This window comes from Ferdinandcohnia sp. FSL W7-1320, from assembly GCF_038050315.1.
Taxonomy (GTDB): domain Bacteria; phylum Bacillota; class Bacilli; order Bacillales; family Bacillaceae_L; genus Ferdinandcohnia; species Ferdinandcohnia aciditolerans.
The window spans coordinates 279,902-296,576 of record NZ_JBBPAM010000001.1; the positions used below are offsets into that span (position 1 = coordinate 279,902).

Consider the following 16,675-nt stretch of genomic DNA (forward strand, 5'->3'; position numbering starts at 1 on the left):
AAAGCCCGTGTTTGTCTGAAGTCAGTATAACTTCGGACTCAACGGCGATGAAAATGCTCTTGCATGTCTGAAGCTAGCTCATCTTCGGACAGAACGTAGCTGCAAAAGCCCGTGTTTGTCTGAAGTCAGCATAACTTCGGACTCAACGGCGATGAAAATGCTCTTGCATGTCTGAAGCTAGCACATCTTCGGACAGAACGTAGCTGCAAAAGCCCTTGTGTGTCTGAAGTCAGCATAACTCGGACTCAACGGCGATGAAACTGCCTCTGCTTGTCTGAAGTAAGCTCGACTTCGGACTCAACCACGCTAAAAAAGCCTCTTCTTTTCTGAAGCCAGCCAACCTTCGGACTCACCCGCAATGAAATTCCTTCCGCTTGTCCGAAGTTTATCTGAATTGCTCAATAGCTTTTTTGCTAAGGTTGTTATTAACAAGATAATTGGTATGTTTGCGACCCCAAATAAGCCGTTTATCCAAGTTGGACGGTTCTTTTATTTATTATAAAACACAATAATTTTAGGATAAGAGGGGAAAAGTAAGGTAAAAATAACAAAGTATTGAGTGGTATAGACAACTAGCCTTCATTCAAGATATAATGAATGAGATGAAACATAAAAGGAGTCCTTGACATGTTTATTACTAACCTAACTATATACGCAGAAGACGGTATCATCGAAAAAGGGTTTATTGAAATCGATGGGGAAAGGATTAAGAGAGTAGCGCCAATGGCTGACTTCCAAGCAAGTGATCAAGATGAAGTTGTCAACTTTGATGAATCTTACTCATTAATCCCAGGTATGATTGATTTACATATACACGGGGCAAGCGGGGCAGATGTTATGGACGCAACCCCTGATGCATTAGAAACAATGGTAAAAGCATTGCCTAAGGAAGGTACAACAAGTTTTCTTGCAACAACGATGACGAAGTCGAAGCAAGATATAGAGCATGCAATTGGGAATATCGCTGATTATATGCCAAAACAAAGTACAGGTCATGCAGAAATTTTGGGGGCACATCTAGAGGGGCCATTTTTATCTCCGAAAAGAGCGGGAGCACAGCACCCAGATAATATTATTAACCCCGATGTGGAACTGTTTAAACAATGGCAAACCTTATCAGGCAATAATATACGTCTTGTTACATTGGCACCAGAAGAACCAGGAGGTCTAAAGCTAACAGCCCATTTGAAAAATACAGGTGTAGTTGCTTCCATTGGCCATTCTGATGCCGTATACGATGAGGTTGAGGCTGCGATAGAAGCTGGAGTATCTCATGCTACCCATTTATTTAACGGGATGCGTGGAATCCATCACCGTGAGCCGGGTGTAGCTGGTGCTGTTCTTTTACATGATGAAGTAAAATGTGAAATGATTGTAGATGGGATTCATATAGCGCCAAAAATGGTTAAGTTTGCCTATAAAGTTAAAGGGAGTGAAGGCTCCATTCTTGTAACCGATGCGATGCGTGCGAAGTGCCTTGGCGCAGGCACATATGACCTAGGTGGACAAGAAGTAATCGTGAATGGAGAACGTGCAGTATTAAAAGATGGAACCTTAGCAGGAAGTATCTTAAAATTGAATGATGCAGTTCGAAATATGATGAGATTCGCAGATTGTTCATTACAAGACATTATACAAATGACAGCTGTTAATCCGGCAAAGCAAATAAATGTGTTTGATCGAAAAGGTAGTATTAAGGCTGGAAAAGATGCTGATGTTGTGATCGTGAATGATCAATTAGAAGTAATCATGACAATTTGTCGTGGAAAACTTGCGTATTCAAATAGGGAGGAATAACAGATGAAAGTTGTAGCAGTTAAAAATTTTGACGAAATGAGCCAATATGCTGCGGCCGTCATTTCACATCAAGTAAAAGAAAAACCAAACTCGCTATTAGGTCTTGCAACTGGTGGAACAGTTGTTGGAACCTATAAGGAGTTAATTAAGGACCACGGACAAAATAAGACGTCCTATGAGCAAGTTCATACTGTAAATCTCGATGAATATTTAGGAATTGAAAAGAACCATCCTAATAGTTATCACCATTTCATGATGGAAAACTTTTTTTCACATATCAATATTAATCAAGATAATATCCATATTCCTAACGGATTGGCAGAGGATTACGAAGAAGAGTGCCAAGTATATGAAAAGGTGATTTCGGAATTAGGTGGGGTCGATCTTCAACTTCTTGGAATTGGAGTTAATGGCCATATTGGTTTTAATGAACCTGGAACATCTTTTAATGCAAAAACACATGTTGTTGAGCTTGAAGAATCGACACGCCAAGCGAATTTGCGCTTTTTTAATAACATTGATGAAGTACCAACACATGCAATTACAATGGGAATTTCCACGATAATGAAAAGTAAGAAAATCCTTTTACTCATATCAGGAAAATCAAAAGCAGAGATTCTCGAAAAGGTAATCAACGAGGGAGTTACTGAAACGATTCCAGCAACTGTTCTTAAGAATCACCCTGACGTAACAATTATTGCGGATGAAGAGGCACTTTCATTGGTGGATGCTGAAGTGAAGAGGGGCTTTGCTCATGATAAAGAAGAATTCACCCGTACCTATTTACTTTCAGATTGAGCAATATATTCGTGAAAAAATCGATAAAAAAGAGCTTAAGCCTGGTGAAATGATCCCATCTGAAAGGGAATTTGCGGAGAAGTACCAAATCAGTCGAATGACAGTACGACAAGCTATCACTAATCTTGTGAATGAAGGTTACTTACAAAGGGAACGAGGAAAAGGGACCTTTGTAGCAGTTAAGAAATTTGAGAAGAATGTACGGGGCTTAACGAGCTTCTCTGAGGATATGCGTTCTAGAGGGCTTGAGCCAGGAACAAAGGTCTTAGATTTTATAGTAATTGAAGCAGATTCACTGATTGCCTCTAAACTACAGATAGAAGAAGGGGCTAAGGTTTACCAAATAGAACGTTTGCGACTAGCAGACCAGCAGCCGATTGCGTTTGAAGTTTTTTACATGTCAGAAGATCTAGTGCCCGGCTTAACAAAAGAAGTGGCGGAGCACTCTATCTATCGGTATGTGGAGAGTGAAATTGGATTACATCTTACTTCTGGGGTCCAGGAGCTTGAAGCAACTACTGCCTACAAGCGTGAGGCGGCTGCTTTAGGAATTAAGGTAGGAGCACCTGTTCTTTACATTCAGCAAATTTCATACCTAGAGGGTCAGCAGCCGCTCGAATTTGTAAAATCCTATTATAGAGCTGACCGATATAAATATAAGGTCGAAATGGTTCGAACATAATTTAGGAGGTAACATCTTGAAACGTCTATTAGATTGCACAGCCTCAGACTTCAAAAAAATGAACGGCCAGGACTTAAAGCAAGCCATAAAAGCCTCAGAGGGAAGAGTCATTTTATCAGAGGTGATTGGTTCCTTCCAACCCATGTATCCGGCAGTGACGAATGCAGAAATGGCCTCAGCATTTGGCGCCGATTTGTTAATCTTTAATTATTTTGATGTGTTTTCTCCTTTTGTAGAAGGTTTTCAAGCACAAGAGGGAGAATCAATTGTCGAGAAATTAAAGGAGTTAACAGGAAGACCCATCGGATTGAATTTAGAGCCAGTTGACCCAAATGCGATGCAACTTGAAACGTTAAGTAAGCTTCCGAAAGGGCGTTTAGCAACAGAAGAATCTTTACGTGAAGCAAAAAAGCTTGGCTTCGATTTTGTTTGTTTAACGGGTAATCCAAAAACAGGCGTTACAAATAATGAAATTGTTGTTGCTATAAAGAAGGCTCGTGAGGTACTTGGAAGTGAGGGCCTTATCATCGCTGGCAAAATGCATGGTGCAGGTGTTGCTAATGAATCGGGCAGTGGAATCATTTCAGAGCAAACGTTAGAAAGTTTTATAGAAGCAGGGGCAGACGTCATCTTAATGCCAGCGCCTGGGACGGTTCCGGGAATTACTCTTGAAGCAACCGAGAAAAATGTACGTTTTGTTCATTCAAAGGGAGCAATGGTGATGCTGACAATCGGTACGAGCCAAGAAGGTGCTGATGAAGCAACTATCCGTCAAATTGCATTAACTAGTAAAATGGCAGGTGCGGATATTTACCATATTGGAGATGCCGGATATCATGGAATTGCTGTCCCAGAAAACATAATGACCTATTCAATCGCTATCCGCGGAAAACGTCATACATATATAAGAATGGCTGCTTCCGTTAATCGATAAAGGAGATGAGGTTCCAAATACAAGGGTGTATTTGACCTCATCTCCTTTTTTTGCGTGTTGCTTTACGAATTCTCATGATTTGCAATAAAATAAAGCCAATTACAGCCCCAACTGTATTCAGAATAATATCATCTACATCAAAACTACCTAGCATACTAAAAAGCTGCAGAACCTCAAGGGATGTGATCCCAATGACAAAAGCGAAGATAAATAAAAAGAAATTTGAAAGCTTTGGAAAAAGAATCGGCAGCACGATTCCAAATGGTATAAAAACTCCTATATTTCCTGCAATATTAATGATCCAAATATGAAAAGGGAAATGATCATAATACGTAAAGTAATTTTTGATTGTTGTAAAGGGTGTGAAATTATACCTGAATTCCCCTCCTTCTGTCCGGGAAAATGCAAAAAACATCCAATATATTAGAAATAATGAATAAGTGATAAACACAATACCAGCCAAAAATCGTTTCATTGCTTGTCCCAATTGTATAAAACTCCAATCTTATCAAATGCGCCTTGGCTATTTGCGCCCGATTTTCGGACCTCAGGAAGTGGCGTGTTCTTATGATTAAAAAACTCTCATTGGAAAATCGTGGCATCGCCGGAGGCTTTAACTTTATTTGTCGGGTTTAAACCGCTACTGGATAAAGTTAAACTATTACCCCATCTACATTAACGCAAAAAGAGTACGATGTCACATAGGTTTTTCGTTTCTATTATTTTTCGCTTATAATAGGATTAACTTATGAAAAGGATGTTGGAAAATGGATACGATTACAATGCTTCAAATAGGTTTAGGCATTATCTTCATTATTTTAATTTATGATACCTTTAAACCAGTAAAGGACCTCAAACAATTATCGGAAGCTGATTTTAAAGAAGTACTGAAAAAGCAAAAGGATATTGCAATCATTGATGTGAGAAACCCTTATGAATACCAAACAAATCATATAAAAGGTGCCATAAATTTCCCATTGTCTAAAATTAAACGAAACAAAGTTGAGATTCCAACCGATAAAGACATTATTTTATATTGCCAAACAGGAATACGTAGTAAACAAGCCGCCAAAGTCTTGAGAAGAAGACATAAGAACCTGCCTCTTGCACATATAAAAGGGGGCCTCTATAGCCTAAAAGCAAAAGAAACCCCAAGGGAGAAAAGGTAATAAAAACATTGGGTCAAAACCGTACCGAAAAACCATCACGTTTGACTGTACGGTTTATTATACATATAATAGAAGAGTAGAAGACTGATAGAAGGGTGTTCAAAAAGGAGGATGAAAAGGACCAAGAAGTTCTAGGCGGCGCAGTTTTGACTAGCGGAGCGTATGTAGTTAATACGTAAGCAACGGAAAAACAAGCCAACGAAGAAATTCGATGTGTCATTTTCACCGGACTTATTGAACTTCTTATAGAAGGGGTGAAGCCGTTGGGAAGTTATACCGTATTGGAGAATTAGCAAAAGAAGCAAATGTATCAAAGCGTACGATTGATTATTACACACAACTAGGTATTTTAACTCCTGAACGCTCAGACTCTAACTATCGATTCTATGGTGATGAAGCTGTGGAAACCCTTCATCTTGTAGCACAGTATAAGGAGTTAAACATCCCTTTACTTGAAATCAAGGAAAAGGTAGAGCTATTTAAAACAAACCGTGTAGAGCAAGAGAAAGTCTTAAAATACACACAGGATTTATCAAAGCGAATGGAATACCTAGAAACTGAACTTAAAGAAATAAAGCCGATGCTTGAGGGATTATCCGCAGAGCAACAAAAATCGGTATTGAATAAGATGTCTTCACAAAGCATGGCACTTGCAAAGTTAATTATGGTTCTGTTTACTTGAGTTAAAGAATCATATAGTTATGAAACTTGCAGAATAAAAATTCATTCTAAGAGAATAAAAAATCATTGTCATAAATACTTTATATAAACAACATTTCATGTAATCTAATTGAAAGAATACTAAAAAACTGAAATGGAGTTTCAAAAAGGAGGGTAAAAAGGACCGAGAATTTCAAGGCGTTGCAGCTTTGAGTACCGGAACGTATGAGTAAATACGTGAGGAACGGAGAAGCAAGCCAACGTAGAAATTCGATGTGTCATTTTCGGCCGACTTTTTGAACAACATCTAAAAACTTACCTATTTAGGAGGTGTAATCCTTACTCGTTTCGGACGTGTAAGGAAACTATTTGGAGATATTTAATTTGGTCATGGTTGCAATTTTGATTGCGTTAACTGCCTTTTTCGTAGCGTCGGAGTTTGCGATTGTAAAAGTAAGAAGCACTCGCATCGACCAGCTCGTAGCAGAAGGGAGGAAAAGCGCAACTGCTGCTAAGACTGTCATCTCAAACCTGGATGAATACCTGTCTGCATGTCAATTAGGTATAACAGTAACAGCTCTAGGACTTGGTTTTCTTGGAGAATCAACTGTGGAGGCTTTACTTCATCCATTATTCGGTATTTTAAATATACCGGATTCGTTTTCAACTGTTTTATCAATCGCATTAGCCTTCTTGACCATTACGTTTTTACATGTAGTTGTCGGGGAGCTCGCACCTAAAACAATTGCGATTCAAAAAGCGGAACGAATAACCTTGTTTTTTGCTAGACCATTAATCTTTTTCTATAAATTGATGTTTCCGTTCATTTGGGTATTAAACGGCTCTGCTCGTTTGTTAACTGGATTATTCGGCTTTAAAAGAATCTCAGAACACGATATTGCCCATACCGAAGAGGAATTGAGACTTATTTTGTCTGAAAGTTATAAAAATGGTGAAATTAACCAGTCTGAATATAAATATGTGAATAATATTTTTGAATTTGATGATCGTGTAGCCAAAGAAATTATGGTACCTCGTACCGAGATCATCGCGCTTGAAAATGACAAATCTGTCCAAGAAATTTTAACGATTATGACGAGTGAAAAGTATACACGTTATCCGGTCCTTGACGGGGATAAGGACCATATCATTGGATTGGTTAACCTAAAAGAACTACTAACCGATGTTGTGACAGGTACAGGAGCAGATGGGAAAACAATAGAGGATTATACGAGACCAATTATCCATGTGATTGAGTCAATTCCAATTCAGGAATTATTAGCAAAAATGCAAAAAGAACGCGTACACATGGCAATATTAATAGATGAATATGGTGGAACTTCTGGATTGGTTACGGTTGAGGATATTATCGAAGAAATCGTTGGGGAAATCCGCGATGAATTCGATACAGATGAAAAACCGGCCATCCAAAAAATTAACGATACGACTACCATCTTAGATGGTAAGGTCTTAATCGGAGAAGTTAACGATTTGTTTGGTTTACAAATTGACGATACAGATGTGGATACGATAAGTGGTTGGATTTTAACAGAGCAAATCGATGTTCACCCTGGTGACAAAATTCCATTTGGGGATTATGAGTTTAGAATTATCGAAATGGATGGTCACCATATCAAGTCACTCGAAATTAAAAAAAACATCCAACAAGAACACATCTACACCATTGGCCAAAGCGCTAGTGCATTAGAATAGTTGTAAAGCCTTGACGACTTTTTCGTCAAGGCTTTTTATGTTGTTGGCTAAGGTTGGTATTGTGCAATTTTTTCTGGCTACAGCAATTCCACACACTTCATCATTCAAAAATTAGGTTCAAGCCTAGACAGACACATTTCTAGACACATGTAATAAATTATAGAAATGTTATGTAATTGTTATATAATATAAAAGCGTTAATGTTAAAATAAAGGGTATACGAATTTTTAGGAGGAAGCTTAATGAAGGTAAAACTAGGCTTGCTATACGGAGGGAAATCAGCTGAGCATAAGGTTTCCTTACAAACCGCATTAGCTGTTATCAAAGCATTAGATCACTCAAAATATGATATTCATCCCATTTATATATCAGAACAAGGCGAATGGATTCGTGGGAATCAATTGACAGGTCCAGTTGATGACGTGAAGAAGTTAGTATTAAAAGAGACCGGAACAGCCATTTCACCTGTTTCGTTAAATTCAGAACTTTTTCCTGCGCAGCAATCAGCTCAGAATGAATCAATCGATGTTGTGTTCCCGTTGTTACATGGACCAAATGGTGAGGATGGAACGGTTCAGGGACTGCTTGAGCTTATGAACATTCCATATGTTGGAAATGGTGTGCTTGCTTCATCAGCTGGCATGGATAAAGTCATTATGAAAAACATCTTTGGTCAAGCTGGGTTGCTTCAAGCGAAATATGCTTCATATATTCGTAGCGAATGGAAACAAAATCCAGAAGAGGCGTACGCTAAAGTTGAAAAAGAACTTGGCTATCCTTGCTTTGTAAAGCCAGCAAACCTTGGTTCAAGCGTTGGTATTAGCAAAGCAACAGACCGTGAAAGCCTGGAAAAAGCGTTCGAAGAAGCTTTCATGTTTGACCGTAAAGTCATTATTGAAGAGGCCATCATTGGCCGCGAAATAGAAATCGGTGTCCTTGGAAATGACAATCCTAGCTGTTCAGTTGTTGGAGAAATCGTACCGAAGAAAGATTTTTACGACTATAAAGCAAAATATGAAGATGGCGATACAGCTCTCATCATTCCTGCGGATATCACAGATGAGCAATATGAAAATGTCAAAACAGAAGCAATTAAAGCGTTCAAAGCACTTGATTGCTCAGGATTAGTTAGAGCGGACTTCTTCCTAACAAAAGAAGGAAAGGTCATCATTAATGAAGTTAACACGATGCCTGGATTTACACCATTCAGTATGTTCCCATTACTTTGGCAGGAAGCTGGTGTAAGTTATCCAGAACTTATTGAAAAATTAGTTGAGCTTGCAATCGAGCGCCATAACGAAAAACAAACGATTAAATACACTATCTAAAAAACTTTATTCAATACAAATCTCACTCTTTTGGGTGGAATGAATGTAATAAAGGTATACAATTTAGTAAGGGCTGAGACCTAGATTGAATAAAGTTAAGCCTCCGGCGGATGCCACGATTTTTCAAAGGAAAGTTTTCGAGCAAGCTCGAAAAAATCGGGCGCAAATACGCCAAGGCGCATTTGATTAAAAAACACTATTCTTAATTCTGAATAGTGTTTCTTTATGAAAGGAGAGAATCTCATGATAAAAAAGACATTGGCACAAATCGCACTGATGGCAAATGGTGAAAAGCTTGATCTACAATACCAAAATGTTGTGATAGAAGGTGTATCCATTGACACAAGAACGATCTCACCTGGAAATCTGTACATACCAATCATCGGTGAAACGTTTAATGGCCACCAATTTGTGGAGTCAGCGATTGATAATGGTGCAGTAGCGGTACTATGGGGCAGTGACCAACCAAATCCACCACAGCAAATACCTGTTATCTTTGTAAAGGACACATTAGAAGCTCTTCAAACTCTATCCAAAAACTATAGGGATGAGCTTTCGATAAAAGTCGTCGGGATTACAGGAAGCAATGGGAAAACAACAACAAAAGATATGGTTACAGCTGTTTTATCAACGAAAATGCGTGTTCAAAAAACAGAAGGAAATTTCAATAATCATATCGGCCTGCCTTTAACTCTTTTACGCTTAAAAGAAGATACGGAAGTTGCTGTGCTTGAAATGGGAATGAGTGCTTTCGGCGAAATTGAATTCCTAACTTTATTAGCACGTCCTGATGTGGCAGTTATAACGAATATTGGTGAATCTCATATGATGGATCTCGGTTCTCGTGAAGGAATTGCCAAGGCAAAACTTGAAATTGTTGATGGGTTAGCTAAGGATGGCTTGCTTATTTATCATGGAGATGAGCCACTTTTAACAGAGCGGGTTAAGGCAATGGATATTCATACGACAACCTTTGGTGAGACAACGAAAAATGATCTATATCCGTTACGTATTAAACAAGAAAATGAGGGTACTTATTTTTCCATTAATGAACAGGAGAACAAGGAATTTTATGTGCCAGTTTTAGGAAAACATAATGTTAATAACGCGATGGCAGCAATTGAAGTTGCTCGTCATTTCGGATTATCCTGGGACCAAATCGAAAATGGCTTGAAACAAATTAAGATTACGAATATGAGGCTTGAGTTAATTGAGGGAGTCAACGGTACAAAACTAATTAATGATGCTTACAATGCAAGCCCACTATCTATGAAAGCTGCCATCAGCCTAGTTCATGATTTAAAGTCCTCTGGCAAAAAAATAGTCGTATTGGGTGACATGCTTGAGCTTGGGGACAACGAAAATGAATATCATGAAGAGGTGGGGCGCTTCATTCAGCCTGACAAGGTTGATTATGTATTCACATACGGTACATTAGGTGAACATATCGCCAACGGAGCAAAAGAACTTTTTCCTGAAGAACGTGTTTCTGCGTTCCAAGACAAAGAAAAGCTAATAGAAGCTTTACGGAACCTATTATCAGAAGAGGATATTCTTTTAGTAAAAGGTTCAAGAGGGATGAAGCTCGAGGAAGTCATCTTTGCCTTCAAAAAATAAGAAAAAGCTCGGCGTGCACCTGCCGAGCTTTTCTAGTTTATAAATGGTAGTATGATTAGAATAGTCAGTAAAATACCTAAGGAGTAAGATAATAGTTCTTTCATAAAATCTGAGTTTTCATTGAATAGCTTGTCCATTTTAAAACCTCCCAAATTTGTTTCTTACTTATTAGTACGTTTGAAAACAATAAATGTTACAAAAACATTACAATTATTTCAAAAATATTTTTACTGTATTCAGCCTCGACTGAATAAAGTAAAAAGGCCCCGGCGGATGCACGATTTTTAAGAAGTAAATTTCGAGTAGTAAGATCAAAAACTAAATACGCCACTTCCTGTGGCAACGTCTTTATGACCTACTTCCTGTAGGCCTAAAAATCGGGCGCGAATACGCCAAAGCGCATTTGATTGAAAGGAGAAATTTTGGTGATTGGCTGTCTGTTCATACATGGTTTTACTGGGGCTCCATATGAGGTTGAGCCACTTGCAGAGCATATCCGCCATACAACAGATTGGGTTGTCCGAACACCAACCTTGCCCGGTCATGGTGAGAATTTGAATTTAAAGGGAACCCATTACTTGGAATGGATTGAATATGCAGAAAAAGAGTTAGTTGAGCTCCTTCATACTTGTGATCAGGTATTTGTCATCGGTTTTTCGATGGGAGGAATAATCGCTGGTTACTTAGCAACGCGTTTTCCAATTCAAAAGCTTGTCTTACTAAGTGCCGCTGCTTATTATATCAATCCAAAACAACTCGTTTCCGATATAAAACTAATGCTTCGCGATGGCCTAAACAAAAATCTTCATAAAAATGAACTTTTTTTACGGTATAAAAAGAAAATCGTTGACACTCCTCTATCGGCGACAATTGAATTTCGAAAGCTTGTGAGAAAGATTAGGCCGTTGCTAAACCAAATAAATGTGCCTACCTTAATTGTTCAAGGCGAATGCGACGGGATTGTCCCAATTAAAAGTGCGCATTACTTGAATCAAGTCATCTCATCTACGCAAAAAAGACTCCTTTTTTTACCATGTGCAAAGCATCATGTTTGTTATGGTGGGGACCAGGAAACACTATTTAAAGAGGTAGATTCATTCTTACATGAAACCACAAAAGAATGTATATACTAATCATTGAAAATTCAGCTTTATTGCATTTATAAAGGGGTAGTGGTAAGATTACAACTACAGTGTTAAAAAGGGCATAACTTGTAATTAATTGGTAACGCCCTTTTATTAACTTTTTGGACGTGAACCCTGAGGGCATTACTTCCGTTATTTCACGGAAAATGTCCTTTTTTTAAGCAGAATTAGATTCTGATCTACTATAAATACTAGGCAGATGCCTACCTACCACGCACTTATCATCATGTGTAGGTTTTGCGATCATGATGCAAACATTTGTATCCAGCTTAAAAATCGTATTTAACTTTATTCAGAAAAGCCCTCACTATTGTATGTGGGATGAATGCAAGAAAAGCATCGAAAATTTATTAGGGGTCTAAACCCCGTTTGAATAAAGTTAAGGCCCCTGGCAGATGCCACGGTTTTTCAGAGGTGACTTTTAGGAAAAAGAGTAAAGACTGTGGAGCACGTCATGTCCCAACGTCTTTATGATCCACTTCCTTTTGGCCTAAAAAATCGGGCACAAATACGCCAAGGCGCATTTGATTAGAGGCGAAAAGCCCAGTGTCTATACAGATTTCCCGTCTAAATAGTCAATTTTGTCATTGTACAAATAGATTAGCAAAAAGGAGTATGAAAAAATTGGCAGTTTTTAACGAACTAGGGATTAGTCAAGACCTAATGAAATCAATTAGTAAAATGGGGTTTGAAGAGGCAACCCCTATTCAAGCACAAACGATTCCATTAGCATTAAAAGGGCATGACGTAATTGGTCAAGCTCAAACAGGAACAGGAAAAACAGCGGCTTTTGGAATTCCGCTTATCGAAAATGTTGATGTAAAAGACGACAACATTCAAGGAATTGTCATTGCACCAACTCGTGAACTTGCGATTCAGGTATCTGAAGAACTTCATAAAATCGGGCACTTCAACCGTGTTCGAATCTTACCAATCTATGGGGGGCAGGATATCTCTCGCCAGATTCGTTCACTTAAGAAACACCCTCATATCATTGTTGGTACTCCGGGACGTGTAATAGACCATATTAATCGTAAAACTCTTAAGCTTCAAAATGTAAAAACGGTTGTCCTAGATGAAGCAGATGAAATGTTAAACATGGGCTTTATTGAGGATATTGAAGCAATTTTAAAAGGTGTTCCCGATGAACGTCAAACTTTACTTTTCTCTGCAACTATGCCAGGTCCAATCCAACGCATTGCTGAGCGTTTCATGAAAGACCCACAAGTTGTGAAAGTAAAAGCAAAAGAAGTAACAGTACCAAACATTCAACAATACTACCTAGAAGTACAAGAAAAGAAAAAGTTCGATGTCCTAACTCGTTTATTAGATATCCAATCTCCAGAGTTAGCGATTATCTTTGGACGTACGAAGCGTCGTGTTGATGAACTTTCTGAAGCACTAAATTTAAGAGGATATGCAGCAGAAGGTATTCACGGTGACCTTAGTCAGGCAAAACGTATATCCGTCTTACGTAAATTCAAAGAAGGATCTATCGAAGTATTAGTTGCAACAGATGTTGCAGCCCGTGGACTTGATATTTCTGGTGTGACTCATGTTTATAACTTCGATATTCCGCAAGACCCTGAAAGCTATGTACACCGAATTGGACGTACAGGTAGAGCAGGAAAACATGGTATGGCGATGACTTTCGTAACACCAAGAGAAATTGGTCAACTTAAAAACGTGGAAAATACAACAAAACGTAAAATGGACAAAATGAAGCCACCTACATTAGATGAGGCTTTAGAAGGTCAACAAAAGATCACGATGGAAAAAATCGTATCTATGATCGAGTCCAATAATTTATCATATTATACTCGTATCGCTGAAGAGCTTTTAGAAGAGCATGATTCAGTTTCTGTTGTTGCAGCTGCAATTAAGTTAATGACTAAAGAGCCAGATGCAACTCCAATTAAACTAACTGAGGAAGCACCTGTTCGCGTAAAGAGAGACAACCGTGATAATAATCGTGGTGGTGGACGTGACCGTGGGCGTTATAAGGGTGGTCGTGACCGCGGTCGAGGAAATGCAGGACGACAAGGTTCAGGTGGTCGTCAAGGATCCGGCGGAAATCGTTACTCTTCAAGTAGCAATCGACGCGGCAATTTCCGTAAAAACGAAGAATAATTTTAACAACCAAAGAAAGGCGTGTAAACTGACCCCAGTTTAGCACGCCTTTTTTGGTTTGTATGAATGATGAACACGAAAAGTGGTCGAGAGCTGTTTGGATTTCTCATCATAGCGTGGATGAAGAGGAAAAACGGTAGATAAATCAGTACGAAATCCTTTTATTGCGGGGATGAAAAGGAAAAGCAGTAGAGATACTGTTAGAAGTCCTCTTCATAGCGTGGGTGAGTGGAAAAGTGGTAATGAAAAAGTACGAAATCCCCTTCATAAAGTCGATGAAGAGGAAAAGCGTAAGAGAATCAGTACGAAATCCTCTTCATAGCGTAGATGAAGAGGAAAATAGGTAGAGAATCAGTAGGAAATCCTCTTCATAGGGTGGATGAAGGGGATAATCGGTAGAGAATCAGTACGAAATCCTCTTCATAAAGTCGATGAAGAGGAAAATAGGTAGAGAATCAGTAGGAAATCCTCTTCAAAGCGTGGATGAAGAGGAAAAACGGTAGATAAATCAGTACGAAATCCTCTTCATAGCGTGGATGAAGGGGATAAGCGGTAGAGAATCAGTACGAAATCCCCTTCAAAGTGTGGATGAATATCATCCAGAAGATACTCTTGTGTCAATTAGTCGGATGTTACTATGGCTACTATTTTTTCTTATGTCAAATTTTCTCAAAATCATTTATACTGAGAAGGTTGGTAAGAATAATATTCCAATTCAGAAGGGGTTGTTGATTATGAGGGACATCCCGAAAAATCGGATTAGTACACGTGCCTTAACAGTATGGAAAACATCTGCAATCATTTCGTCTATGATTGGTTGGGCTATAGCCATTACGGTCTTAGTCCTTACGATTCTTTTTGATTGGACGTACTGGATTTTAACTGGTCTACTTATACTTTGCATGATTGAGTCAATTTTAACGATTTTCATTTTACCGAAGCTGAAGTGGAAACGCTGGAGATATGAGGTTCATGAACATGAAATTGACCTCCAACGTGGCGTTTTAATTGTAAAAAGAACAATTATACCGATGAACCGCGTCCAACACGTTGATACTCAGCAAGGTCCGTTGTTGCGTAAACATCATTTAGCTACTGTTACTATTTCCACAGCAGCAACAGTTCATGAAATACCAGCACTTGATTTGGAGGAAGCAGACCAATTGCGTGACTCAATTTCAAGATTAGCAAGGGTGGATGAAGATGATGTTTGAATCACGTCGGATGCATCCGGTTGCTGGCATTTTAAGCTTCCTTAAACAGCTGAAAGAAATGATACTCCCTTTAGTTTTCCTCTTTTTTGTTGGGCCGGGGGATGATTTTGAAAAGTATTATTTATTAGGTGCATGTGCTTTTATTCTATTAATGTTGATCTATGGAGTCTTGCATTGGTATCGTTACACCTATCGGATAGAAAGTGGAGAGTTACGAATTGAATATGGAGTGATTATCCGTAAAAAACGCTATATACCCATTGAGCGAATTCAAACGATAGATGTTTCCGCTGGTATTATTCAACGAATTTTTGGACTGGTCAAACTACAGGTGGAAACAGCGGGTGGGGGTATGCAGGCTGAGGCTGTTCTAACAGCTATTAAAGAAGAAGAAGCCAATCAATTACGTGAAATTTTATCCCGTTCGAAAAAGCAAGAGGAAGAAGAAACTGAAACACAAAAAACGAGATTTACATATCAAATTACTCCAAAGGAACTGCTGGTCCTTGCATCCACCTCAGGGGGAATCGGGATTGTTATTTCCGGTGTACTGGCATTTTTGAGTCAGTTTGCAGAATATCTACCATTTGAAAAATTATATAATACGATTGAAAAATATGTCAGTCTATCGATTTTAATCTATATCATCGCACTCATTGCTTTGTTCTTATTGATCGCGTGGTTAGTTGGGATATTAATTATGACCCTTCGCTACGCCAATTTTACAGTCGTAAAACGAGAAGATGAGCTTTTTATAACGAGAGGATTGATTGAAAAGAAGCAGACAACCATTCCGTTAACAAGGATACAGGCCATACGAATTGGTGAGAATTTAATCAGGCAGCCTTTAGGCTATGCAACAGTATATATTGAAAGTGCTGGTGGCTCGATTAATAAAGGAGAAGATTTCTCAACTGTACTTTTTCCTTTAGTAAAGAAAAATGCCATTAATCATTTGTTGCAGCATTTTGTATCTGACTATCAGATGCAAGAAATTGAAAATTACGCACCACCCAATGCAAAGTGGAGATATATGTTTAGGGGAATGCTGCCTTTTCTAGCGTTTGTACCAGCAATTGTCATGTTGTCCTATGTCTTTAGTTCATGGGGTTACCTAGGTTTGCTCCTTTTACCTATTGGAGTAATGCTTGGCTATAGTCGCTATAAAGTGGCTGGCTGGAAGATAGAGGGGGACCAGTTAACCTTACAGTTTCGCTTTTTTAGTAAAGTAACCGTTCTTCATCATAAAAAGCGAATCCAATCCTTGGACAAGAAACAATCCCACTTCCAAAGGAAAAAAAATCTTGGAACAGTTAAAACCTTTATTAAATCAGCAATCGCAGGCAAAGGGTTTGAAGTGAAGGATCTACAGATTTCTGATTGCTGGATCATTTGGGAATGGTACAGACAGCGAAATAAGAAAATGGCAGAAGATATGCCGTTTAATGATTAACAAGAGCTAAAGCGGAGTCGCTTTAGCTCTTTTAT

14 protein-coding genes are annotated in these 16,675 nt (G+C 38.6%); 13 read left to right on the plus strand and 1 reads right to left on the minus strand.

Annotation, left to right across the window (positions count from 1 at the left end; translation table 11 throughout):
- Positions 1 to 627: 627 nt before the first annotated feature.
- From nagA to NST91_RS01410, 4 genes are read left to right on the plus strand one after another with little or no spacing between them, the layout of a single operon-like run.
- Positions 628 to 1,797 (plus strand): N-acetylglucosamine-6-phosphate deacetylase, encoded by a 1,170-nt coding sequence (gene nagA, locus NST91_RS01395; protein ID WP_341329709.1) that lies wholly within the window; start codon positions 628 to 630, stop codon positions 1,795 to 1,797.
- A gap of 3 nt (positions 1,798 to 1,800) precedes the next feature.
- A complete protein-coding gene (gene nagB / locus NST91_RS01400; protein WP_341329710.1) occupies positions 1,801 to 2,595 on the plus strand; it encodes a glucosamine-6-phosphate deaminase in 795 nt (264 codons plus the stop codon).
- On the plus strand, positions 2,552 to 3,277 hold the full coding sequence (locus tag NST91_RS01405; RefSeq protein ID WP_121448453.1) for a UTRA domain-containing protein: 726 nt from the start codon (positions 2,552 to 2,554) through the stop codon (positions 3,275 to 3,277). The genes nagB and NST91_RS01405 overlap by 44 nt, the downstream gene beginning before the upstream one ends.
- Before the next feature lie 16 nt (positions 3,278 to 3,293).
- A complete protein-coding gene (locus NST91_RS01410; RefSeq protein ID WP_121448454.1) occupies positions 3,294 to 4,211 on the plus strand; it encodes a DUF7916 family protein in 918 nt (305 codons plus the stop codon).
- A 37-nt stretch (positions 4,212 to 4,248) separates the two neighbouring features.
- On the opposite strand, the gene NST91_RS01415 is transcribed toward NST91_RS01410, so the two are convergent.
- On the minus strand, positions 4,249 to 4,698 hold the full coding sequence (locus tag NST91_RS01415; protein ID WP_341329711.1) for a VanZ family protein: 450 nt from the start codon (positions 4,696 to 4,698) through the stop codon (positions 4,249 to 4,251).
- A 280-nt stretch (positions 4,699 to 4,978) separates the two neighbouring features.
- Between NST91_RS01415 and NST91_RS01420 the strand changes: the two genes are divergently transcribed.
- The 9 genes from NST91_RS01420 (at position 4,979) to NST91_RS01460 (ending at position 16,640) form a co-directional block, all read left to right on the plus strand.
- Complete coding sequence (locus NST91_RS01420) at positions 4,979 to 5,380, plus strand: rhodanese-like domain-containing protein (RefSeq protein WP_341329712.1); 402 nt, start codon at positions 4,979 to 4,981, stop codon at positions 5,378 to 5,380.
- 280 nt (positions 5,381 to 5,660) lie between these two features.
- Entirely contained in the window at positions 5,661 to 6,062 is a 402-nt protein-coding gene (locus tag NST91_RS01425; RefSeq protein WP_099355750.1) for a MerR family transcriptional regulator, read from the plus strand.
- Positions 6,063 to 6,430: 368 nt separating this feature from the next.
- Positions 6,431 to 7,753, plus strand: a complete 1,323-nt coding sequence (locus NST91_RS01430) for a hemolysin family protein (RefSeq protein ID WP_341333462.1) — start codon at positions 6,431 to 6,433, stop codon at positions 7,751 to 7,753.
- A gap of 242 nt (positions 7,754 to 7,995) precedes the next feature.
- Complete coding sequence (locus NST91_RS01435; RefSeq protein WP_341329713.1) at positions 7,996 to 9,081, plus strand: D-alanine--D-alanine ligase; 1,086 nt, start codon at positions 7,996 to 7,998, stop codon at positions 9,079 to 9,081.
- Positions 9,082 to 9,324: 243 nt separating this feature from the next.
- Positions 9,325 to 10,698 (plus strand): UDP-N-acetylmuramoyl-tripeptide--D-alanyl-D-alanine ligase, encoded by a 1,374-nt coding sequence (locus NST91_RS01440; protein ID WP_341329714.1) that lies wholly within the window; start codon positions 9,325 to 9,327, stop codon positions 10,696 to 10,698.
- A 425-nt stretch (positions 10,699 to 11,123) separates the two neighbouring features.
- Complete coding sequence (locus NST91_RS01445; RefSeq protein WP_341329715.1) at positions 11,124 to 11,831, plus strand: alpha/beta hydrolase; 708 nt, start codon at positions 11,124 to 11,126, stop codon at positions 11,829 to 11,831.
- Between the two features lie 636 nt (positions 11,832 to 12,467).
- A complete protein-coding gene (gene cshA, locus NST91_RS01450; protein WP_121448462.1) occupies positions 12,468 to 13,973 on the plus strand; it encodes a degradosome RNA helicase CshA in 1,506 nt (501 codons plus the stop codon).
- Between the two features lie 734 nt (positions 13,974 to 14,707).
- Positions 14,708 to 15,187, plus strand: coding sequence for a PH domain-containing protein (locus NST91_RS01455; RefSeq protein WP_341333463.1), 480 nt, complete (start codon positions 14,708 to 14,710; stop codon positions 15,185 to 15,187).
- Positions 15,177 to 16,640 (plus strand): PH domain-containing protein, encoded by a 1,464-nt coding sequence (locus NST91_RS01460; RefSeq protein ID WP_341329716.1) that lies wholly within the window; start codon positions 15,177 to 15,179, stop codon positions 16,638 to 16,640. The genes NST91_RS01455 and NST91_RS01460 overlap by 11 nt, the downstream gene beginning before the upstream one ends.
- Positions 16,641 to 16,675 lie beyond the last annotated feature (35 nt).